Consider the following 19,268-nt stretch of genomic DNA (forward strand, 5'->3'; position numbering starts at 1 on the left):
CTGGTGTCAGGCGTCCCTGTCCGGGGCGTCGGGGATGACGCGTCTCGGGGGCGCAAGACACCGGCCGGCCGACGCAGAAGCGGCCGGCCGGCGAGGCCCGAATAATTCTGCGCGGCTCTCCGCCATTCGCACATGGCCTCGCTATCATCCGCCGACTTTTCCCCCAGGAGGTCGGATGCTCACGGTCGAGGGACTCTGCAAATCATTCGGCGGCCGCCAGGTCGTCAACGAACTCAGCCTGGAGCTGCGCGCTGGCCAGACGCTGGGCCTGCTGGGCCCCAACGGCGCTGGCAAGAGCACGACGGTGGCCATGATCTGCGGCCTGCTGCCGCCCGACCAGGGCCGGGTCCTGATCGACGGGCAGGCGCTGATCGGCGATGCCGATCCCAAGAAGCGCCGCATAGGCCTGGTGCCACAGGAGTTGGGCCTTTACGAGCAGTTGTCGGCCGAGGCCAATCTCAAGGCATTCGCCTCGCTCTACGGCCTGTCCGGCGAGACGCGTCGGCAGCGGGTGGTTGCCGCCTTGCAGGTGGCCGGCCTGGCCGAGCGGCGCGGCGACAAGGTTGACCAGTTCAGCGGCGGCATGAAGCGCCGGCTCAACATCGCCTGCGCCCTGGTCCACGAGCCCGACGTGCTGATCTTCGACGAGCCCACCGTGGGCGTCGATCCGCAGAGTCGCAATGCCATCTTCGACACCCTGATCGAGCTGCGCGCCCAGGGCCGGGCCTTGCTCTACACCACCCACTACATGGAAGAGGCCGAGCGGCTGTGCGACCGCATCGTCATCATGGACCAGGGCCGCGTGATCGCGCAGGACAGCCTCTCGGCCTTGCTGGCGCGGCTGCCCATGGCGGCGAGCCTGGAGCTGCGCATCGCCGGCACGCCCGACGAGCCGGCCCTGCAGGCCCATGAGGCCGTGCAGTCGCTGGAGCGCCAGGGCGACCAGCTGCGCATGGGGCTGAGCACGCTGGAGGCCGTGCCCGATCTGCTGAACCAGCTGCAGGCACAAGGCGTGCAGGTGCTGCAGCTCTCGTCGGGCCGCGCCAGCCTGGAGGCGCTGTTCCTGTCGCTGACCGGCCGCAGCCTGCGCGACTGAACGCCCGAACGAACGAACGAGGAGCACAAGAACATGCAAGCACTGATGGCACTCGTCGCGGTCCAGATCCGCCTCTACCTGAGCAACCGCCGCGCCCTGCTGATCAACCTGGCCATGCCCATCGTCATCGCGGCCTTCTTCGGCTCGCTGTTCGGCGGCAAGGGCGGCGACGACAAGCCGCTGCAGGTCAAGGTGGCCGTGGTCGATGAAGACAGGAGCGAGCTCTCGCAGCGCATCGTCAAGGCGATGAGCGAGGACGCCTCGCTGAAGGTCGAGCTGCTGGACCGGGCCGCCGCGGAAGATCTGGTGTTGCACGGCAAGCTGCGCGCCGGCCTGCTGCTGCCGGCCGGTTTCGGTGAGCGGGCCGGGCGCTCGTTGATGAGCGGCGGCACGGCCGAGAAGATTGCGGTCGACCTGATCTACGACCCGTCCGAGAAGATGGCCAAGGGCCTGCTGGCCGGCCTGTTCTCGCAGCATGCGATGCAGCAGACCATGAGCCATGCCTTCAGCGGCCAGAGCGGCGCCAGGCTGATGGACGAGGGCCTGCAGAAGGTTCGCGAGGACAAGGGCATGGACGAGGGCCAGAAGGCCGCGCTGACCCAGCTGTTCGGCAGCCTGCGCGATCTGCAGCAACGCCAGGACGCCGCGTCGGCACCGCAGGCCGGGCAGGGCGGTGCCATGGCCGCCATGAGCCCGCCGTTCAAGCTGCAGGAGCGGGCACTGAGCTCGGGCCAGCAGGGCTACAACGGCTATGCCCATGCCTTTGCCGGCATGGGCGTGCAGTTCGTGCTCTTCATGGGCGTGGAACTGGGCGTGGCGATCTTGATGTCGCGACGCGCCGGCCTGTGGCTGAGGCTGCGCTCGGCGCCGCTGTCGCGCTTCAGCCTGCTGGGCAGCCATTTCTGCAGCACCACCCTGATCGCCTCCAGCATCCTGGCCATCGTGATGCTGACCGGCATGCTGATCTTCGGCTACCGGGTTGGCGGCAGCTGGTTGGGCCTGGGCCTGATCGTGTTCGGCTATGGCCTGTTCACCGCGGGCTTCGGCCTGTTCCTGTCGGCCATGGGCGGCTCGCCCGAGGCCACGCGCGGCCTGGCCATCCTGGCCACGCTCCTGATGATGATGCTGGGCGGCGCCTGGGTGCCGAGCTTCGTGTTCCCGCAATGGGTGCAGGAGCTGACCGTGGTGGTGCCGGTGCGCTGGGCCGTGGACGGGCTGGACGCCATGACCTGGCGCGGCCTGGAAGTCATCGAGGCGGTCAAGGCCTTCGGCGTGCTGCTGTTCTCGGGCTTGCTGCTGGCGGCCCTGGCCTGGTGGCGTTTCGACTGGAACGAATAAGGCCGCTGTTTCTTCAGCGCCAGAGCTCGGCCAGCAGCGCGTAGGAGCGCTGCCGCGCCGCCGCATCGTGGACGCCGCAGGCGACGATGAACTCATCGGCGCCGGTGCGTTCCAGCGTGGCGCGCAGGCCGGCGCGCACGGTCACCGGCGAGCCCACAACGGCCTCGGCCAGCATGCGCTCCACGGCCAGCCGTTCCGAGTCGTTCCAGAGCCCGTCCATGGTCTCCACCGGCCGAGGCAGCGGCCCGCGCTGGCCGCGCTGCATGCCCAGGAAGCGCTGCTGCAGCGAGGTGAAAAGGCGCGCGGCCTCGGCATCGCTGTCGGCCACGACCACATTGAGTCCGACCATGGCATGAGGCTTGGGATGGCGCACGCTGGGCCGGTACTGGACCCGGTAGATTTCCAGCGCCTGCATCAGCATCGCCGGCGCGAAATGCGAGGCAAAAGCGAAGGGCAGGCCCAGGTAGGCCGCCAGCTGGGCGCCGTAGAGGCTGGAGCCCAGGATCCAGATCGGCACCTCGGTGCCCTGGCCGGGGATGGCCCGCACAGTCTGGCCTTCGCGGGCCGGACCCAGGTAGGCCTGCAGCTCCAGCACGTCTTCGGGGAAACGGTCCTCGGCGGCGCTGCTCAGGTGGCGGCGCAGCGCACGCATGGTCGGCCCGTCGGTGCCGGGCGCGCGGCCCAGGCCCAGGTCGATGCGGCCGGGGAACAGCGTGGCCAGGGTGCCGAACTGCTCGGCAATGGTCAGCGGCGCATGGTTGGGCAGCATGATGCCGCCGGCGCCGACCCGTATCGTGCTTGTCGCCGCCGCCAGCTGGCCTATCAGCACGGCCGTGGCCGAGCTGGCCACGCCCTCCATGTTGTGGTGCTCGGCCACCCAGAAACGCTGGTAGCCCAGGCCCTCGGCATGGCGGGCGAGGGCGATGCTCTGGTGCAAGGCGTCGGCGGCGGTGGCGCCTTCGACGATTGGCGCGAGGTCGAGGATGGAAAGCGGTGGGAATGCCATGGCCGGCAGTCTAGGCAGCGAGGGCCAACCTTGGACGCCGCGGGCCTAATGCAGCCAAGGGGCTTCCGTGCTAGCTAGCCGTCCGACTCGGCCAGCTTGACCGGCTGGTGTCGGGTCTTGCCTTCGCGCCACAGCGTCAGCTTGACCGTGTCGCCGGGCTGGCGCTTCTCCAGCAGGGCCAGCATGTCGTCCAGGTTGGCGATGGCCTCGTCGTTGATGGCCGTGATCACGTCGCCGGCCTGGATGCGGCCGTTGCGGGCACGCGAGAAGGCCTGCAGGCCGGCTTGCTGGGCCGGACTGCGCGGGCCCATGGCGACGATGGCCACGCCCTTGGGCAATTGCAGCGCCTGGTGCAGCTGCGGCGGGCCGGCGGTCACGCCCAGGGCCGGGCGGATGAAGCGGCCGTCGCGTATCAGGCGCGGCACGACCCGGTTGACCTCGTCCACCGGGATCGCGAAGCCTATGCCGGCGCTGGCGCCGCTGGGGCTGTAGATCTGCGTGTTGACGCCTATCAGGCGGCCGGCTGAATCTAGCAACGGGCCGCCCGAGTTCCCCGGGTTGATGGCGGCGTCGGTCTGGATCACGCCGCGGATCGCACGCCGGTTCAAGGACTCGATCTCCCGGTTCAGGGCCGAGACGATGCCGCGGGTCAGGGTCTGGTCCAGGCCGAAGGGGTTGCCTATGGCGAACACGCCCTGTCCGACCAGCAGCTCGCGGCTGGAGCCCACGGCGATCGGCACCAGCTTGTCGCGCGGCGCCTGGATGCGCAGCACGGCGATGTCCCGGTCCACGAAGGCGCCGACCAGCTTGGCGTCGTAGCTGCTCTGGTCGGACAGCGTGACGCGGAACAGGTCGCTGCCCTGGATCACGTGGAAGTTGGTGACGATGTGACCCTGCTCGTCCCAGATGAAGCCGGTGCCGGTGCCGTGCGGCACCTCCTGCACATGGCGCGAGAACAGGTCGCGCTGCACGTCCAGCGTGGTGATGTGGACCACCGAGGGCGAGGTCTTGCGGAACAGGTTGACCGTGGCCTGCTCCTGCGGTTCCAGAGCGCCTCGCGGGGTCACGGTGCGCGCTTGTTGCGCCCAGCTGCCTGCGGTGGCGGCCAGGGCGAGCAGGGCCATCAGCAGCTGCCGGGTTGGTTTTCTGGTCATTGTTTGCGGTCCTCGTCTGATCCGGCCGGCATAGACTGCGCGCCTGATGCCCAGCTCCTGTTCTTCGCCACGCTACGACCGGCTCGATGCCCTGCGTGGCGCCGCCATCGTCTGGATGGCGGCCTTCCATTTCTGTTTCGACCTCGCGTTTTTCAAGCGGATCGAGGCCGATTTTTACCGCGACCCGTTCTGGACCCGGCAACGCATGCTGATCGTCAGCCTGTTCCTGCTGTGCGCCGGCCTTTCGCAGGCCGTGGCCCAGGCCCAGGGCCTGGGCTGGCAGCGCTTCTGGCGGCGCTGGGGCCAGGTGGCCGGCTGTGCGCTGCTGGTCTCGCTGGGCTCGGCCCTGATGTTCCCGAACAGCTGGATCAGCTTCGGCGTGCTGCACGGCCTGGCGGTGATGCTGCTGATCCTGCGCTGGCTGGGGCCACGCCTGGGGCAGGGCGCGCTGCTGGCGCTGGGCGCCGTGGCGCTCGCCATGCCGCGCCTGGTTCAGCACGCTTTCTTCGACAGCCGCTGGACCAACTGGACCGGCCTGGTCACGGCCAAACCGATCACCGAGGACTATGTTCCCCTGTTGCCATGGCTGGGCCTGATGCTGTGGGGCTTCGTGCTCGGCCGCTGGCTGCTGGCCGCCCGGCCGGCCTGGCTGCAGGGCGCGCTGGCGGCACCGCTGCGGCCGCTGGCCGTGCTGGGCCGCTGGTCGCTGAGCTTCTACATGCTGCACCAGCCGGTCTTGATCGGCCTCCTGACGGCCTGGACTGCGACGACAATGCCGCGATGAGCGCACCCAAGCAGATCCTGTTCGGCTTCCATGCCGTCACCGTGCGGTTGAAGACCGCGCCGGGCTCCATCCAGGAGATCCACATCGATGCCACGCGCCGCGACCAGCGCATGCGCCAGTTCGTCGAAAGGGCCAAGGAAGCCGGCGTCAAGCTGATCGACAGCGACGACGATCGCCTGGCCAAGCTCTGCGGCAACACCCGGCACCAGGGCGTGGTGGCGCGGGCCCAGGCCGTGGCGCCGCAGCGCACGCTGGACGAGCTGCTGGAAGACCTCGAGGAAGCCGGCGAGGCGCCGCTGCTGCTGGTGCTGGACGGCGTGACCGATCCGCACAACCTCGGCGCCTGCCTGCGCGTGGCCGATGGTGCCGGCGCCCATGCCGTGATCGCGCCCAAGGACCATGCGGTCGGCATCAACGCCACCGTGGCCAAGGTGGCCAGCGGCGCGGCCGAGACGGTGCCCTACTTCATGGTCACCAACCTGGCCCGCACCTTGAACGAGCTGAAGGAACGCAATATCTGGGTGATAGGCACCTCGGACCGCGCCGAGAAGGCTATCTACCAGATGGACTACAAGGGCCCGGTGGCCCTGGTGCTGGGCGCCGAAGGGGCCGGCATGCGCCAGCTGACCGCCAAGACCTGCGACGAGCTGGTGAACATCCCGATGAAGGGCGCGGTTGAGAGCCTCAATGTCTCGGTCGCCGCCGGTGTCTGCCTGTTCGAGGCGCTGCGCCAGCGCGGATAATCCGCCCACTCCCCCAACAAGAAGTACAAGCCATGGCCGTCATCGAAGTCAAACACCCGCTGGTCAAGCACAAGATCGGCCTGATGCGCGAGGCCGACATCTCGACCAAGAAGTTCCGCGAGCTGACCGGCGAGGTGGCCCGCCTGCTGGCCTACGAGGCCACGGCCGACTTCCCGCTGGAGAAGACCACGATTGATTGCTGGAGCGGCCCGACCGAGGTGGACCAGATCGCCGGCCGCAAGGTCACCGTCGTGCCCATCCTGCGCGCCGGTCTCGGCATGCTGGACGGCGTGCTGGACATGATGCCCAACGCCAAGGTCAGTGTGGTCGGCCTGGCCCGCGATCATGAAACGCTCAAGCCGGTGCACTACTTCGAACGCTTCGTCGGCCAGCTGGAAGAGCGCACGGCCCTGATCGTCGACCCGATGCTGGCCACGGCCGGCTCCATGAACGCCACCATCGACCTGCTCAAGCGCCGCGGCTGCAAGGACATCCGTGCGCTGGTGCTGGTCGCTGCGCCCGAGGGCGTCAAGGCCCTGGGCGAAGCCCATCCGGATGTGCGCTGCTGGACCGCGGCCGTCGACAGCCACCTGAACGAGCAGGGCTACATCATTCCGGGCCTGGGCGACGCCGGCGACAAGATCTTCGGTACCAAGGAGTCCTGAGCCCAGGCAGCGCCAGGGGCTCAGTCAGCGCCGGGGACACCCAGATGCGCCTGATCCAAGGTCTGCTGGCCGTTCTGCTGCTGATCGCGCTGCTGCCGCTGTCGCACGCAGTCGATGTAGACCCCTTGCCGCCTGGCCCGCTGGGCCTGCAGGCGCGCAGCCTGGTCGAGACCGGTCCGGTGCTGGACCTGGCCGGCGCCGAGGAGGCGCTGCGCCAGGGCCGCTTCCAGCCGGGCCGGCGCCAGGTGCTGGCCGATGGTCTGGGCGCGCGCTCGGTCTGGCAGCAGCTGGAACTGAACAATCCCCGCAGCCAGACGCTGAGCCTGCGCCTGGTGGCCGGCATGACCTGGGTGGACCATGTGGACGTCTACCTGCGTAGGCCCGACGGCAGCCTGCTGAGCTGGCACACCGGCGACGAATTGCCCGGCGCCGAGCACGCCGTACCCGGCCTCGGCCAGGTGTTCGAGCTGGCGCTGCCGCCGGGGCGCAGCCAGCTGTTCGTGCGGGCCGAGACGCCCGACCCCATGCTGGTGCCGCTGCAGTTGCTGAGCGAGCGCGACCAGATGCGCATGGAGCGGATACAGAACTACGGCTACGGCCTGCTCTACGGATTCCTGTTCGCGCTGATGGCCTACAACGCCGTGCTCTACGTCGGCCTGCGGGCGCGCAGCCACCTCTACTACTCGCTCTACCTGCTCAGCTTCATCTGCGTGAACCTGAGCTACACCGGCCACGGCCATGCCTGGATCTGGCCCGAGCAGCCGGGCTTCCAGCGCTATGTGATCCTGTCGCTGATGGTGGTCTTCGGCGTCTGCGGCCTGCTGTTCGCCAACCGATTCCTGGACACGCGCGCCGAGGCGCCACGGGTCTGGCGGGCGATGCGCGGCCTGCAATGGGTTGGCCTGCTGGGCATGGTCCTGCTGGCAGCCGTCGATGCCCATGAGCCGGCCGTCTGGTTCTCGTTCGGCTTCCTGGCCTGTGTCACGGTGATCGTCGTGGCCCTGGGCCTGTGGTCCTGCAGGAGGCGCCAGAGCGCGGCCGGCTACTTCCTCGCCGCCGCGTTGTGCGGCATGGGCGGCACGCTCGCGACCATCCTGTCGGTGTGGGGCGGCCTGCCCATGAACGAGCTGAGCTTTCACGCCATCGACCTGGGCCTGATGGTCGAGGCCACGCTGTTCGCCCTGGCCCTGGCGGCTCGCATGCGCTACCAGGAGCGGGCCCGCGAAAGTGCGGAGCGGCTGGCGCGCATCGATCCGCTGACCGGCCTCTTGAACCGCCGCGCCTTCGACGAGCAGGCCCAGGGTCCGTTCAGTACCGCCGAGCGCAGCAGCCGGCCGCTGTGCGTGCTGATGCTGGACGTGGATCACTTCAAGGCCATCAACGACGGCCATGGCCACGATGCCGGCGACGCCGTGCTGGTAGCCGTCGGCGAACTGCTCAGGCAGAGCTGCCGGGCCGGTGATCTGCTGACGCGCTGGGGTGGCGAGGAATTCCTGCTGCTGCTGCCCGAGACCGGGGTGGAGCAGGGCCTGCTGCTGGCGGAGCGGATCCGCTCTTCGGTGGCGGCCCGCCCGATCCGCCATCAAGCCCATGAGCTGGCGGTGAGCCTCAGCCTGGGCGTGGCCGGACTGAAGCCGGCGCAGTCGCTGGCCAGCCTGATCCAGGATGCCGATGGCGCGCTCTACCGCGCCAAGGCCGAGGGCCGCAACCGCAGCTGCGTGGCTTAGACCACGCCCACTGCGCCCAACACGCCACCGCCCAGCACCAGCCAGACCAGGCTGATCCGCGTCTTTAGTGTGATCAGCACGGTGGCAGCCACAAGCACCAGGGTGGCTACGCGATGGGCCGGATCGGCCAGGTAGGGCAGGGCCAGCAGCCAGCCGGTGGCGACGATCAGGCCCAGCGTCAGCGGCGCCATGCCGGCGCTGAAGGCCTTGACCGCGAGGCGCTCGCGGTTGTCGCGGGCCCATCGTGTGGCGATCAGCACCAGGGTGGTCGAGGGAAGCATCATGCCGGCCATGGCCACGGCAGCGCCCAGCGGCCCGGCAATGTTCCAGCCCAGCACGGCGACGAAAAGGATGTTGGGCCCCGGCGCGGCCTGGGCCAGGGCGATGGAATTGGTGAACGTGGTGTCAGACAGCCAATGCTGTTCGCCGACCAGGTAGCGGTGCATCTCGGGCGCGGTCGAGATCGCCCCGCCTATGGACAGCAGGGACAGGCCCAGGAAGTGCAGGAACATCTGCAGCAGGTCGACCTGGTGCATCAGGGCCGCTCCTGCTCGAGGGCGCGGATCCGCCGCCAGGCCATCAGCATGCCCAGGCCGCCCAGGCCCAGCACCACCCAGATCAGCGGCCAGCGAAGGCCGGCAATCGCGGCCACCGTGGCCACGGCCAGGGCCAGCGAGGCGGCGCGGCCCAGCACGCTGCTGCGCAGGCTGCCCATCAGCTTGAGGCCGGTGGCCAGGATCAGCCCGGCGGCCACGGCGCCCATGCCGCGCAGCGCGCCGGCCATGGCCGGATGGGCCAGCAGCTGGGCGGAGGCCGCGGTCAGCGAAAGCACGATGACGCAGGGCAGGGCGAACATGCCGGCCAGGGCCGCGAAAGCGCCGCGCAAGCCGAAGAAGCGGTCACCGATCATCAGCGAAATGTTGACCACATTGGGGCCGGGCAGCACCTGGGCGATGGCCAGCAGCTCGACAAACTCGGCCTTGCTCAGCCAGCCCAGTCTTTCGACCAGCTCGCGCTGGGCCACCGCCAGCACGCCGCCGAAGCCCTGCAGGGCCAGCCGCGTGAAGGCCCAGAACAGGGCCGCCGGCCCGGACGGTTGCGCCCGTGCGGCGGCCGCCGGGCCGTCCATCAGCGCAGCACCCTGAGTGCGTCTGGATTGACGATGTGGGTGGGCTCGCCCTTGACGAAGTTCAGCACGTTCTCGAAGGCGGCATCGAAGTAGAGCTCGTAGCTGTCCTGCTCCACGTAGCCGATGTGGGGTGTGCAGACCGCGTTCTCCAGCCGCAGCAGCGGATGGCCCTGCAGGATGGGCTCGCTCTCGAACACGTCGATGGCGGCCATGCCGGGGCGGCCGCGGTTCAGGGCCGAGACCAGGGCGCCCTCGGCCACCAGTTCGGCGCGCGAGGTGTTGACGAACAGCGAGGTCGGCTTCATCCGCGACAGGTCTTCCAGCGTGACGATGCCCCGCGTGGCATCGACCAGGCGCAGATGCAGGCACAGCACGTCGCATTGCTCGAAGAAGGCTTCGCGGCTCTCGGCCACCTGGTGGCCATCGGCGCTGGCGCGCAGCCGCGAGGCTTCGCTGCCCCAGATCTGCACCTGCATGCCGAAGGCACGGCCATAGCCGGCCACCATCTCGCCGATCTTGCCGTAGCCCCAGATGCCCAGCGTCTTGCCCCGCATCTGCATGCCTATGCCGAAATTCGCCGGCATGGACGCGGCCTTGAGCCCGGCCTGCTGCCAGGCGCCATGCTTGAGGTTGCCTATGTACTGCGGCAGGCGCCGCATCGAGGCCATGATCAAGGCCCAGGTCAGCTCGGCCGGCGCCACCGGCGAGCCCACGCCCTCGGCCACGGCGATACCCAGCCGCGTGCAGGCTTCCACGTCGATGTGGGGCCCGACACGGCCGGTCTGCGAGATCAGCTTGAGCTTGGGCAGCTTCTCCAGCAGCTGGCGCGGAAACTGGGTGCGCTCGCGCACCAGCACCAGCACCTCGGCATCGCGCAGCCGCACCGACAGCTGGCCAATGCCCTTGACCGTATTGGTGAAGACCTTGGCCTGCAGATGGTCCAGCTTGGCCGCGCAGCGCAGCTTGCGCACGGCGTCCTGGTAGTCGTCGAGGATGATGATGTTCATGGCGGGGCGGCGCCATTCTGCCCGAGCCTCCGCCAGCAGACTCTCAGGCAAATCGCTAGCATCGGCGGCTCTTACAAGGAGTCACGTCATGAGCATTTCGATGCATGCGGCCAGCGCCCCCATCTTCGCCCGCACCCTCAACAACATGCTGACCTGGCTGGAGGCCGCCGCCCGCCATGCCGAGGCCAAGAAGTTCGACCCCTCGGTCTACCTCGGCCTGCGCCTGGCGCCCGACATGCTGCCCTTCACCCGGCAAATCCAGATCTGCAGCGATGCCGCCAAGGCCTGCGTAGGCCGCCTGGCCGGCCAGGATCTGCCGCGCTGGGATGACAACGAGGCCTCGCTGGACGAGTTGGCCGAGCGCATCCGCAAGACCATCGCCTATGTCAATTCGATTCCGGCGGCCGAAGTTGACGGCAGCGAAGAGCGGACCATCACGGTGCCGCGCCGCCAGGGCGATCCGCTGAAGTTCCGGGGCGAGGACTATCTGCGCTTCTATGCGCTGCCGAATTTCTTCTTCCACGCGACCACGATGTACGCACTGCTGCGCCATGCGGGCGTGGAACTGGGCAAGGCCGACTTCCTCGGCCGGAACTGAATCGGGCCCGGAGGCCTCAGGCGTGTTGGCGCGGGAAGGCCTTCGCCATCGCCAGCTCGATGTCGGCCTTGTAGACCTCGGCGCATTCGCATTCGGGCGGCAGGGCCTGGAGCAGGGCGCCGCGCAGCATCCACAGCTCGATGGGCTCACAGGCCTGTCGTACCTGGCGCTGCAGTTCCAGGCCGAGCAGGCCCGGCACTTCGGCGGCGATGCGGGTGCAGGCCAGCTTCAGGTGGACGAAGGCCTCGCGCATGCGGTTGCGGCCGCGGCGCTCCTGGCCACCGCCCAGCGAGGCAAAGGCCCAGGGGGGCGGGAAGTTCGGGATTTCGCGCAGGGTCAGGGTGCTCATGGTGTTCAGTGGCCGCGACGGCCGGCGCCCGGATCGAAGAAGCTGTCCAGCTTGGCCAGGCGGCGCTCGGCCTCGTACTGGCTGTGGCAACGGGCCACCTCGGTGTAGACGGCCGGACGCAGGTGCCAGAGGTCGCGGAGCGAACGGCTGCTGCGGATGGCGGTCAGCAAGGGGGGCAGCATCTCGCCCTGGACGTCCTGCAGGCCCTGCAGGAATTCGCCGCGGGCGCGGCTCAGCGTCTCGCGATGGCTGGGCTTGGGCTGGTTGCGCCAGGGGTCGGCCTCGCCGGGAATCAGCCGCAGCAGGCTCTGGAACAGCGTGTCGACGCTGCTGGTGCTGCTGCGCGACTGGGTGCTGGGCGCGGCGAGCTCGGGACTGCGGTTCCAACGACTGAAGAGGGTGTTCAGCATGGCTTTGTTCTGGCTGTTCCTGGGCTGGACCGCCAACCTCCTCCGGTTCGCGGGCGCATCTTGATTCTGTGGATCAGGAGTCTGCTCTAAAGCCTTGATTAGGCAGGATTTCTCCCTGTTTCTCCGAGCTGAAAAACCTGTAGGAAAAAGTCCTACATGGAAACCCGTAGATGGGCCGAGCGTGAATAGATGCGCTTTCGGACGCCTAATCGGTGCCTGTGGGAGGCGGCCGGGCTTCTAACATCGGGCGAACCCATTCGGAGGTCGCCTGCCTTGGCGGCCGCATTGCCTCATGGAACTTTCATCGCCCCCTGCGCAGACGCTTGCCCGAGCCGTGACCGCCGACTCCACTCCGCCCGCAACGGCACCCCAGTTCGAACCGGCCGAGTTGGCCGTGCTCCAGCGAGCCCGCCAGGGCCAGTTCCAGCTGGCCGAGCTGATGGCGTTGGCGCAACAGTGGCAGGCGCAGGGACGCATCGAGGCGCTGTTGCAGCTGTACCAGAACTGGGTGCTGGCCTCGCCGACACCCTATGGCCATGTGGCCTGCTTCAACTGGGGCTCGCTGCTGGGCGACCTGCGCCGCCATGCCGAGGCGGAGCCGGTCTACCGCCAGGCACTGGCCCTGCATCCGAACTTCGCCCAGGCGCGCCTGAACCTGGGCCACCAGCTGGAACACCTGGGCCGCACCGAAGAGGCGCTGGCGGAATGGCGCTGGGTCTACGAGGCCGAGCGCTTCGAGGCCGTGGGCGCCGAGCCGCTGGACCTGCGCCTGCATGCGCTCAACAACTCGGCCCGTTTGCTGGAGACCGAGCGCCGCTATGCCGAATCGCAGGCCCTGATGCGCCGCAGTCTGGAGCTCAAGGCCGACCAGGGCGACGTGCTCCAGCATCTGGTCCACATCCGCCAGAAGCAGTGCGACTGGCCGGTTTACCAGCCCTTCGCGGAGGTCACCCACAACGCCCTGCTGGTCAACACCTCGCTGCTGGCCACGTTGAGCGCTACCGACGATCCGGTGGTGCAGTTGATGGCGGCCCAGCGTTTCGTCCACGAGAAGGTGGTCAAGTACAAGGGTCCGGCCTTCCACCTGGAGGCCTCGGCCAAGAAGCGCCGCGACGGCAAGATCAAGATCGGCTACCTGTCGGGCGACCTGCGCATGCATGCAGTCGGCCTGCTCACGGCCGAACTGTTCGAGCTGCACAACCGCGAGCGCTTCGAGGTCCATGCCCTGTGCTGGAGCGTCGATGACGGCACGGCCCAGCAGGCCCGCATCCGCAAGGCCATGGACAAGCGCCTGCCGCTGGCCGGCGTCGACGACATCACCGCGGCGCGGCTGATCGCCGAGGCCGGCATCGACGTGATCGTCGACCTGCAAGGCCTGACCAGCGGCGCCCGGCCCAACATCCTGGCCTACCGGCCGGCGCCCATCCAGGCCGGTTACCTGGGACTGCCGGCGACCTCGGCCCTGCCGGGCGAGGACTGGATCATTGCCGACCGCTTCACCATGCCGCCGGAATACCTGCCGTACTGCACCGAAAAGCCGCTCTACGTCCCGAATTGCTACCAGGCCAGCGACCGCCAGCGCGAGGTGGGGCCGCTGCCGACCCGGGCGCAATACAAGCTGCCCGAAGACGCGTTTGTCTACGCGACCTTCAACAACAACCACAAGTTCAACGAAGAGACCTTCTCGGCCTGGATGCGCACCCTGCGCGCCGTGCCGAACAGCGTGCTGTGGCTGCTGGCGGACAACGAATGGGCCCAGGCGAACATGCTGCGCGTCGCGGCCGAGCATGGCGTTGCGGCCGAGCGTCTGATCTTCGCTCCGCGGGTGGCGCCGCCCGAGTACCTGGCCCGCTTCACCTTGGCCGACCTGGTGCTGGACACCTTCCCGTACAACGCCGGCACCACGGCCAGCGACTGCCTCTGGATGGGCACGCCCATGCTGACCCGCTCCGGCCGCAGCTACATCTCGCGCATGTGCGGCAGCCTGCTGACGAATGTCGGACTGCCGGACCTGGTCACCTTTTCGCTGGAAGAATACGAGCAGCGGGCGATACAGATCGGCCTGAATCCGGCCCGGGCGGCGTCCTACAAGCGCTACCTGGCCGAGCAGGGCCGTTCGTCCAAACTGTTTGACATTCCCGGCCTGGTGAGAGATCTTGAGGCCGAGTTCGAGGCCCTGGCCCTGGCGGCCCGCCAGCGTCAGCCGGGCTGAAGGACGCATTACCGGATTCCTGAACCGTGCCGCAGCGCCACGACCCCTTCTTCGACGGACCCGCCAAGGGCGCCGGCGGCCTGTATCTGGCCGCCGACGGCTCCGAAGCGCCGCCGACGCCTGAGCCGCGGGCCGACGACGCGGCGGCCGAGCTGGGCGATCCGCTGCTGCAGGCCCTGGTCTGGCTGACCCAGCACCATGGCAAGCCGCGCTCGGCGGCCTCGTTGCGTGCCGGCTCGGCCTTCAACGGCGTGCTGGCCCCCGACCAGGCCATGCGCATGATGCGTGAGGCCGGCTATGAGGCCGGCCTGCTGCGCCGCTCCATCGCCGAGATCAGCCCCCTGGTGTTGCCAGCGGTCATGCTGCTCAACGGTGGCGATGCCTGCGTGCTGGTGCGCAAGCTCGAGGGCGGCGAATTCGAGGTCGTGTTCCCGGGGCCCGAGGCCAAGGCCTGCCGTGTGACGGGGGCCGACCTGGAGAGCGAGTACAGCGGCTTCGTCATGCTCGTTTCGCCGCAGGAGCAGCCGCGCGCCAATGCGCGCAACAGCCTGCTGCTGCGCGACAGCGGCAGCCACTGGCTGTGGGGCACGCTCAAGCGCTTCATCCCCTATTACCGCGGCGCCATGCTGGCGGCCCTGCTTAGCAATGTGCTGATGCTGGCCTCGGGCCTGGTGACCTCGGTGGTCTACGACAAGGTGATTCCGCACCACGACGCCATGGCCACGCTGTGGACCCTGGCCATCGGTGCCGGCCTGGCCCTGCTGTTCGACTTGTTCGCCCGCCAACTGCGCGCCCACCTGATCGACCTGGCCGGCCGCAAGGCCGACCTGATCATCGGCTCCAAGCTGTTCCGCCAGACCGTGGGCGTGCGCATGGAACACAAGCCGAGTTCCGCCGGCGGCTATGCCCACTACCTGGGCCAGATCGAGGTGGTGCGCGACTTCTTCACCTCGGCGTCGATGTCGGTGGTGTCCGATCTTCCCTTCATCGCGGTCTTCATCGCGATGACCTTCGTGATCGGCGGCCCGCTGGGCTGGGTCGTGGCCCTGGCCGTGCCGCTGCTGATAGCGCTGACCCTGGGCATGCAGAGCTATCTGCGCCGCGCCGTGCGCACCAACATGGCCGAGCAGGCCGAGCTGCAGGGCTCCCTGGTCGAGGTGATCGAGGGGCTGGAAGACCTCAAGACCTCGGGAGCCGAGGGCCGCTTCCAGCACAGCTACGAAGTCAGCAATGCCGTGGCCGCCGAGTCGGGCCTGAAGATGCGGACCATGCATGCCTTGTCCAGCAACCTGACGATGACGCTGCAGCAGGCGATCACCCTGGTGATGCTGATCTGGGGTGTCTACCTGATCCAGGACAAGACCATCTCTTCGGGCGCCCTGATAGGCGCCATCATGTTCGCCGGCCGCGCCATCGCGCCGCTGGGCAGCGTGGTGAGCCTGGCGGCGCGCTACCAGAGCGCCCGCGCGGCCATGCAGTCCATCGACGACATGATGGCCCGCCCGGTCGAGCGCGAATCGGACAAGAACTATGTGCCGCTGACCGGCTACACCGGCCGCCTCGGCCTGCGCGAGGTGGGCTTCGCCTATCCGCCCACCGGCGGCACGCCTTCGCCCAAGGTGCTCAAGACGGTCAACATGAAGATCGACGCCGGCGAGCGCATCGCCGTGCTGGGCCGCATCGGCAGCGGCAAGTCCACCGTGCTGCGCCTGCTGGCCGGCCTCTACCAGCCCACCGAGGGCATGGTCGAGGTGGACGGCATCGACCTGCGCCAGATCGACCCGGCCGAGTTCCGCGCCAAGGTCGGCTTCGTGTCGCAGGAGCCGCGGCTGTTCCACGGCAGCTTGCGCGAGAACGTGGCCATGGGCCGCAGCGAGATCGACTCGGCCCGCCTGGTCGAGGTGGCCCGCCTGACCGGCCTGGACCGCGTGGTGGCCTCCCATCCGCAGGGCTGGGACCTGCCGGTCGGCGAGATGGGCAGCCTGCTGTCCGGCGGCCAGCGCCAGATGGTGGCCCTGGCCCGCGCCCTGGTGAACCGGCCGCAACTGCTCTTGATGGACGAGCCCACCAGCTCCATGGATGCGCAGAGCGAGATCCTGTTCCTGCGCCAGCTGCGCGAGGCGATACAGGGCTGCACCCTGATCGTCGTGACCCACCGTCCGGCCGTGCTGGAGCTGGTGAGCCGCATTGCCGTGCTGGATGCCGGCAAGCTGGTGCTGGATGGTCCGCGCGACCAGGTGCTGGCCGCGCTGTCCGGCGCCCGCCCGGCCCCGGCCGAGGCGGCCGCTTCGTCGAATCTCCATATGCATCCGGCGTCTCAGCCGGTGCAGCGTTCTCCGTCCGTCTGAAATGTCCGTTCCGCGCGAAGAAGGCCTGTTCATGAGCAGCCTGGCCGCAGCCCAGGTGGATGAACCCTTGCCGCGCGTGATGTGGGTGCTCTATCTGCTGCTGGCGGTCGTGGTGTCGGCCATCACCTGGGCGGCGCTGGCTCAGGTCGACCAGGTCAGCCGCAGCGAAGGGCGCGTCGTGCCCGATGGCCGCGAACAGGTGATCGCCAGCCTGGAGCCCGGCATCCTGCGCGAGCTGCTGGTGCGCGAAGGGCAGCAGGTCGAGGCCGGCCAGGAACTGGTGCGACTGGACCCCACGCGCTTCGAGGCGCAGGAGAACGAAGGCCAGCTGCGTCGCGTGGCCATGCTGGCCACCCAGGCCCGGCTGCAGGCCGAGTCCAGCGGCGGCCGCCTGGTCTTCCCGGCCGAGGTGACGGCCGTGCCGCGCCTGGTCCAGGCCGAGACCCAGGCCTACCAGGCTCGCCAGCATCTGCTGGAAGAGGCGCTGTCGACCATGGACCGCAGCATTGCCCTGCTGGTCAAGGAACAGAACGTGTCGCAGCAGATGGCCGCCAAGGGCCTGATGAGCGACGTCGAGGTGATGCGCCTGACCCGTCAGGTCAACGAGCTGCGCCAGCAGCGCAGCGAGCGCCAGGGCCGCTTCCGCCAGGAGGCCACGACCGAGCTGGTCAAGCTGCAAAGCGACCTGGCCATGCTGGACGAGCAGCAGGTGGTGCGCAAGGATGCGCTGACCCGCACCGTGTTGCGCTCGCCGGTCAAGGGCCTGGTCAAGAACATCCGCAGCAACACCATAGGCGGCATCGTCACCAGCGGTGCGCCGGTGATGGAAATCGTGCCCATCGGTACCCGCTTGCTGATCGAGGCACGCTTGCCGCCCAAGGAAGTCGGCTTCGTCCATGTGGGCCAGGAGGCGGTGATCAAGCTGGCCGGCTACGACTTCAACAACCTCGGTGGGCTTGAAGGCAAGATCGAGCAGATCAGCCCCGACGCCATCGTCGACGGCGAGAAAGTGGCCGGCGGCGACAACCGCTACTACCGCGCCCTGATCAGCGCCGAGCGCAAGGGCCTCAAGTACAAGGGCGACGACCTGCCGGTGCTGCCCGGCATGACGGCCAGCATCGAGATCAAGACCGGCCAGCGCTCGGTGCTGCAGTTCCTGGTGCAGCCGATGATGAAGTCGCGCGACGCGCTCAAGGAGCGCTGAGGCCGCACGGCCTCTGCCGATAAGCGCCCGGGGCGCACCGCTGTTCCGGGCTTTCGCGGGCCAGGCCTGTGATGAAGTAGCGCCATGTCAAAAATCCGCATGGCCTTGCTCGCCTTGTTGCCCTTGCTGGTGCTCAACCCGGCGGCGGCACAGCGTGGCTGCAACGAGGACGATGCCGGCCCCTCGCGCAGCGGCCGCGACGCCTCGATGCTGGAGCTCAGCGGCGTGGATCCGCGCGCCCAGATCATCGACCTGGTCAACAAGGCCCTGCAGAGAAGCCAGTCCATAGGCGCCGTGACCTTGCTGGCGCAGGCGGCGCGGGCCGACTGGGAAGAAGCCAGGGAACAGGGCAAGCCCAGACTCACGATCGATGCCTACGCCAACCATGTGGGCAGCATGAACAACGGCATCCAGGACAAGCGTGGCATGCAGGGCCGACTGGGCCTGACGGCCACGGCACCGCTGTTCGATTTCGGCCGGGTCGAAAAGGCCACGGCCTGGCGAACCCAGCTGGCCGAATCGGCCCGCCAGGGCATGATCAGCAGCGAACAGCAGCTGGCGCTGAACACGGTCTCGCTGGCCCTGGACCGCGGCCGCTATGTGTTGCAGGCCCAGGTCTACGGCCAGTACGTGCGCAAGATGAGCTGCCTGGTCGATGCACTGGAGATCATCGTCAAGGCCGACCGCGGCCGCGCCAGCGAGCTGGTGCAGGCCCAGAAGAGCCAGCAGCAGGCCGAGATGGCGGTCGAGCAGACGATGTCGGCGCTGCGCCAGACCGAGATCCGCCTCAAGCGCTTCGTCGGCGAGCCGCTGCCGGCCAGCGCCAGCTATTCCAGCCTGCTGAACACCATCCCCAATCTGGCCGACATCCAGCAGGATGCCCGCAGCGCGTCCGAAGTCATCCAGCTCGAGGCCCAGGCACGCGCCCAGGCCAATTACGCCGAGCTGGTGGCGGCCAACAACAAGCCCATCGTCAGCGCCGCCGTCAGCACCGGGGCACTGACCGGCCTGAGCAAGGGCCAGGAATGGACCGCCGGCGTCAACCTCAGCATTCCCATCCTGTCGCCGGGTTCGGATGCCGGCATGGATGCCGCCCGCCGCAGGGCGGCAGCGGCGCGCCTGCAACGCGATGACGCCATCGAGTCGCGCATCTACCGGGCGAGCGACATGCACGAGGCCGCGACGGCCGCCTTCGACCGGGCGCGGCGCATCGTCGAGATCCTGCGCAACAGCGACCGGGTCCGCGCCTCCACCCTGCAGCAATGGCAGCAGCTGGGCCGGCGCTCGCTGTTCGACGTGATGGGCTCCGAGGCCGAGTACTACGCGCTGCGGGTCGCCCATGTGAATGCCATCTACGACGGCCAGCAGGCGGTGGCGCTGCTCTGGTCGCTGGGCCGCGGCGTGATGACGCCCTTGAGATGAATCCCTGGCGCCAGTCCGGCGGTGAGCCCTTGGGCGTCCGCTGTGGCGAAATTGCCTTCACTGCGGCATTTCATAT

Annotated in this window: 18 protein-coding genes; 11 read left to right on the forward strand and 7 right to left on the reverse strand. The window is 68.6% G+C overall.

Going from position 1 to position 19,268, the window contains the following annotated elements:
* The first annotated feature begins 175 nt into the window (after positions 1 to 175).
* Complete coding sequence (locus QT382_RS02560) at positions 176 to 1,096, forward strand: ABC transporter ATP-binding protein (RefSeq protein WP_289252480.1); 921 nt, start codon at positions 176 to 178, stop codon at positions 1,094 to 1,096.
* Between the two features lie 33 nt (positions 1,097 to 1,129).
* Positions 1,130 to 2,434, forward strand: a complete 1,305-nt coding sequence (locus QT382_RS02565; protein ID WP_289252481.1) for an ABC transporter permease — start codon at positions 1,130 to 1,132, stop codon at positions 2,432 to 2,434.
* A gap of 13 nt (positions 2,435 to 2,447) precedes the next feature.
* On the opposite strand, the gene QT382_RS02570 is transcribed toward QT382_RS02565, so the two are convergent.
* On the reverse strand, positions 2,448 to 3,440 hold the full coding sequence (locus QT382_RS02570) for an LLM class flavin-dependent oxidoreductase (RefSeq protein WP_289252482.1): 993 nt from the start codon (positions 3,438 to 3,440) through the stop codon (positions 2,448 to 2,450).
* Between the two features lie 74 nt (positions 3,441 to 3,514).
* Positions 3,515 to 4,594: a S1C family serine protease gene (locus QT382_RS02575; protein ID WP_289252483.1), complete on the reverse strand. Its 1,080-nt coding sequence runs from the start codon at positions 4,592 to 4,594 to the stop codon at positions 3,515 to 3,517.
* A gap of 46 nt (positions 4,595 to 4,640) precedes the next feature.
* Here QT382_RS02575 and QT382_RS02580 point away from each other — a divergent pair, with 46 nt between their 5' ends.
* From QT382_RS02580 to QT382_RS02595, 4 genes are read left to right on the forward strand one after another with little or no spacing between them, the layout of a single operon-like run.
* Positions 4,641 to 5,378: an acetyltransferase domain-containing protein gene (locus QT382_RS02580; protein WP_289252484.1), complete on the forward strand. Its 738-nt coding sequence runs from the start codon at positions 4,641 to 4,643 to the stop codon at positions 5,376 to 5,378.
* Positions 5,375 to 6,121 carry a 23S rRNA (guanosine(2251)-2'-O)-methyltransferase RlmB gene (rlmB, locus tag QT382_RS02585; RefSeq protein WP_289252485.1) on the forward strand — a complete coding sequence of 249 codons (747 nt, stop codon included), beginning with the start codon at positions 5,375 to 5,377 and terminating at the stop codon, positions 6,119 to 6,121. The genes QT382_RS02580 and rlmB overlap by 4 nt, the downstream gene beginning before the upstream one ends.
* Positions 6,122 to 6,153: 32 nt before the next feature.
* Positions 6,154 to 6,786, forward strand: coding sequence for a uracil phosphoribosyltransferase (gene upp / locus QT382_RS02590; protein WP_289252486.1), 633 nt, complete (start codon positions 6,154 to 6,156; stop codon positions 6,784 to 6,786).
* 44 nt (positions 6,787 to 6,830) lie between these two features.
* Positions 6,831 to 8,513 carry a sensor domain-containing diguanylate cyclase gene (locus QT382_RS02595; RefSeq protein WP_289252487.1) on the forward strand — a complete coding sequence of 561 codons (1,683 nt, stop codon included), beginning with the start codon at positions 6,831 to 6,833 and terminating at the stop codon, positions 8,511 to 8,513.
* Here the strand turns inward: QT382_RS02595 and QT382_RS02600 are convergent.
* The 3 genes from QT382_RS02600 to QT382_RS02610 are packed head-to-tail and all read right to left on the reverse strand — an operon-like array spanning position 8,510 to position 10,649.
* Positions 8,510 to 9,049, reverse strand: a complete 540-nt coding sequence (locus tag QT382_RS02600; RefSeq protein ID WP_289252488.1) for a chromate transporter — start codon at positions 9,047 to 9,049, stop codon at positions 8,510 to 8,512. The genes QT382_RS02595 and QT382_RS02600 overlap by 4 nt on opposite strands.
* Positions 9,049 to 9,642: a chromate transporter gene (locus tag QT382_RS02605; RefSeq protein ID WP_289252489.1), complete on the reverse strand. Its 594-nt coding sequence runs from the start codon at positions 9,640 to 9,642 to the stop codon at positions 9,049 to 9,051. The genes QT382_RS02600 and QT382_RS02605 overlap by 1 nt, the downstream gene beginning before the upstream one ends.
* Complete coding sequence (locus QT382_RS02610; RefSeq protein ID WP_289252490.1) at positions 9,642 to 10,649, reverse strand: D-2-hydroxyacid dehydrogenase family protein; 1,008 nt, start codon at positions 10,647 to 10,649, stop codon at positions 9,642 to 9,644. Before QT382_RS02610 ends, QT382_RS02605 begins: the two co-directional genes overlap by 1 nt.
* A gap of 88 nt (positions 10,650 to 10,737) precedes the next feature.
* Here QT382_RS02610 and QT382_RS02615 point away from each other — a divergent pair, with 88 nt between their 5' ends.
* The gene (locus tag QT382_RS02615; protein WP_289252491.1) at positions 10,738 to 11,247 is read left to right on the forward strand and encodes a DUF1993 domain-containing protein; all 510 of its coding nucleotides are present in this window, start codon (positions 10,738 to 10,740) and stop codon (positions 11,245 to 11,247) included.
* A 16-nt stretch (positions 11,248 to 11,263) separates the two neighbouring features.
* Here QT382_RS02615 and QT382_RS02620 read toward each other — a convergent pair whose 3' ends face one another.
* Both QT382_RS02620 and QT382_RS02625 read right to left on the reverse strand, forming a co-directional pair.
* Positions 11,264 to 11,596: a hypothetical protein gene (locus QT382_RS02620; protein WP_289252492.1), complete on the reverse strand. Its 333-nt coding sequence runs from the start codon at positions 11,594 to 11,596 to the stop codon at positions 11,264 to 11,266.
* Positions 11,597 to 11,601: 5 nt separating this feature from the next.
* Complete coding sequence (locus QT382_RS02625; RefSeq protein WP_289252493.1) at positions 11,602 to 12,006, reverse strand: hypothetical protein; 405 nt, start codon at positions 12,004 to 12,006, stop codon at positions 11,602 to 11,604.
* Positions 12,007 to 12,400: 394 nt separating this feature from the next.
* Here QT382_RS02625 and QT382_RS02630 point away from each other — a divergent pair, with 394 nt between their 5' ends.
* The 4 genes from QT382_RS02630 (at position 12,401) to QT382_RS02645 (ending at position 19,192) form a co-directional block, all read left to right on the forward strand.
* Positions 12,401 to 14,218, forward strand: coding sequence for an O-linked N-acetylglucosamine transferase, SPINDLY family protein (locus tag QT382_RS02630; protein ID WP_289252494.1), 1,818 nt, complete (start codon positions 12,401 to 12,403; stop codon positions 14,216 to 14,218).
* Positions 14,219 to 14,244: 26 nt separating this feature from the next.
* Positions 14,245 to 16,566, forward strand: a complete 2,322-nt coding sequence (locus QT382_RS02635) for a type I secretion system permease/ATPase (protein WP_289252495.1) — start codon at positions 14,245 to 14,247, stop codon at positions 16,564 to 16,566.
* 31 nt (positions 16,567 to 16,597) lie between these two features.
* Positions 16,598 to 17,770 (forward strand): beta-barrel domain-containing protein, encoded by a 1,173-nt coding sequence (locus QT382_RS02640; RefSeq protein WP_289252496.1) that lies wholly within the window; start codon positions 16,598 to 16,600, stop codon positions 17,768 to 17,770.
* A gap of 84 nt (positions 17,771 to 17,854) precedes the next feature.
* Positions 17,855 to 19,192: a TolC family protein gene (locus tag QT382_RS02645; protein WP_289252497.1), complete on the forward strand. Its 1,338-nt coding sequence runs from the start codon at positions 17,855 to 17,857 to the stop codon at positions 19,190 to 19,192.
* The last annotated feature ends 76 nt before the right edge of the window (positions 19,193 to 19,268 follow it).

This window comes from Pelomonas sp. SE-A7 (genome assembly GCF_030345705.1).
GTDB lineage: Bacteria > Pseudomonadota > Gammaproteobacteria > Burkholderiales > Burkholderiaceae_C > JAUASW01.

Coding starts and splice junctions, on each gene's coding strand:
- QT382_RS02570 (WP_289252482.1), bottom strand. CDS start 3,440: ATGGCATTCCCACCGCTTTCCATCCTCGACCTCGCGCCAATCGTCGAA.
- upp (WP_289252486.1), top strand. CDS start 6,154: ATGGCCGTCATCGAAGTCAAACACCCGCTGGTCAAGCACAAGATCGGC.
- QT382_RS02640 (WP_289252496.1), top strand. CDS start 16,598: ATGAGCAGCCTGGCCGCAGCCCAGGTGGATGAACCCTTGCCGCGCGTG.
- QT382_RS02575 (WP_289252483.1), bottom strand. CDS start 4,594: ATGACCAGAAAACCAACCCGGCAGCTGCTGATGGCCCTGCTCGCCCTG.
- QT382_RS02565 (WP_289252481.1), top strand. CDS start 1,130: ATGCAAGCACTGATGGCACTCGTCGCGGTCCAGATCCGCCTCTACCTG.
- rlmB (WP_289252485.1), top strand. CDS start 5,375: ATGAGCGCACCCAAGCAGATCCTGTTCGGCTTCCATGCCGTCACCGTG.
- QT382_RS02600 (WP_289252488.1), bottom strand. CDS start 9,049: ATGCACCAGGTCGACCTGCTGCAGATGTTCCTGCACTTCCTGGGCCTG.
- QT382_RS02610 (WP_289252490.1), bottom strand. CDS start 10,649: ATGAACATCATCATCCTCGACGACTACCAGGACGCCGTGCGCAAGCTG.
- QT382_RS02625 (WP_289252493.1), bottom strand. CDS start 12,006: ATGCTGAACACCCTCTTCAGTCGTTGGAACCGCAGTCCCGAGCTCGCC.
- QT382_RS02645 (WP_289252497.1), top strand. CDS start 17,855: ATGTCAAAAATCCGCATGGCCTTGCTCGCCTTGTTGCCCTTGCTGGTG.
- QT382_RS02560 (WP_289252480.1), top strand. CDS start 176: ATGCTCACGGTCGAGGGACTCTGCAAATCATTCGGCGGCCGCCAGGTC.
- QT382_RS02615 (WP_289252491.1), top strand. CDS start 10,738: ATGAGCATTTCGATGCATGCGGCCAGCGCCCCCATCTTCGCCCGCACC.
- QT382_RS02605 (WP_289252489.1), bottom strand. CDS start 9,642: ATGGACGGCCCGGCGGCCGCCGCACGGGCGCAACCGTCCGGGCCGGCG.
- QT382_RS02595 (WP_289252487.1), top strand. CDS start 6,831: ATGCGCCTGATCCAAGGTCTGCTGGCCGTTCTGCTGCTGATCGCGCTG.
- QT382_RS02580 (WP_289252484.1), top strand. CDS start 4,641: ATGCCCAGCTCCTGTTCTTCGCCACGCTACGACCGGCTCGATGCCCTG.
- QT382_RS02620 (WP_289252492.1), bottom strand. CDS start 11,596: ATGAGCACCCTGACCCTGCGCGAAATCCCGAACTTCCCGCCCCCCTGG.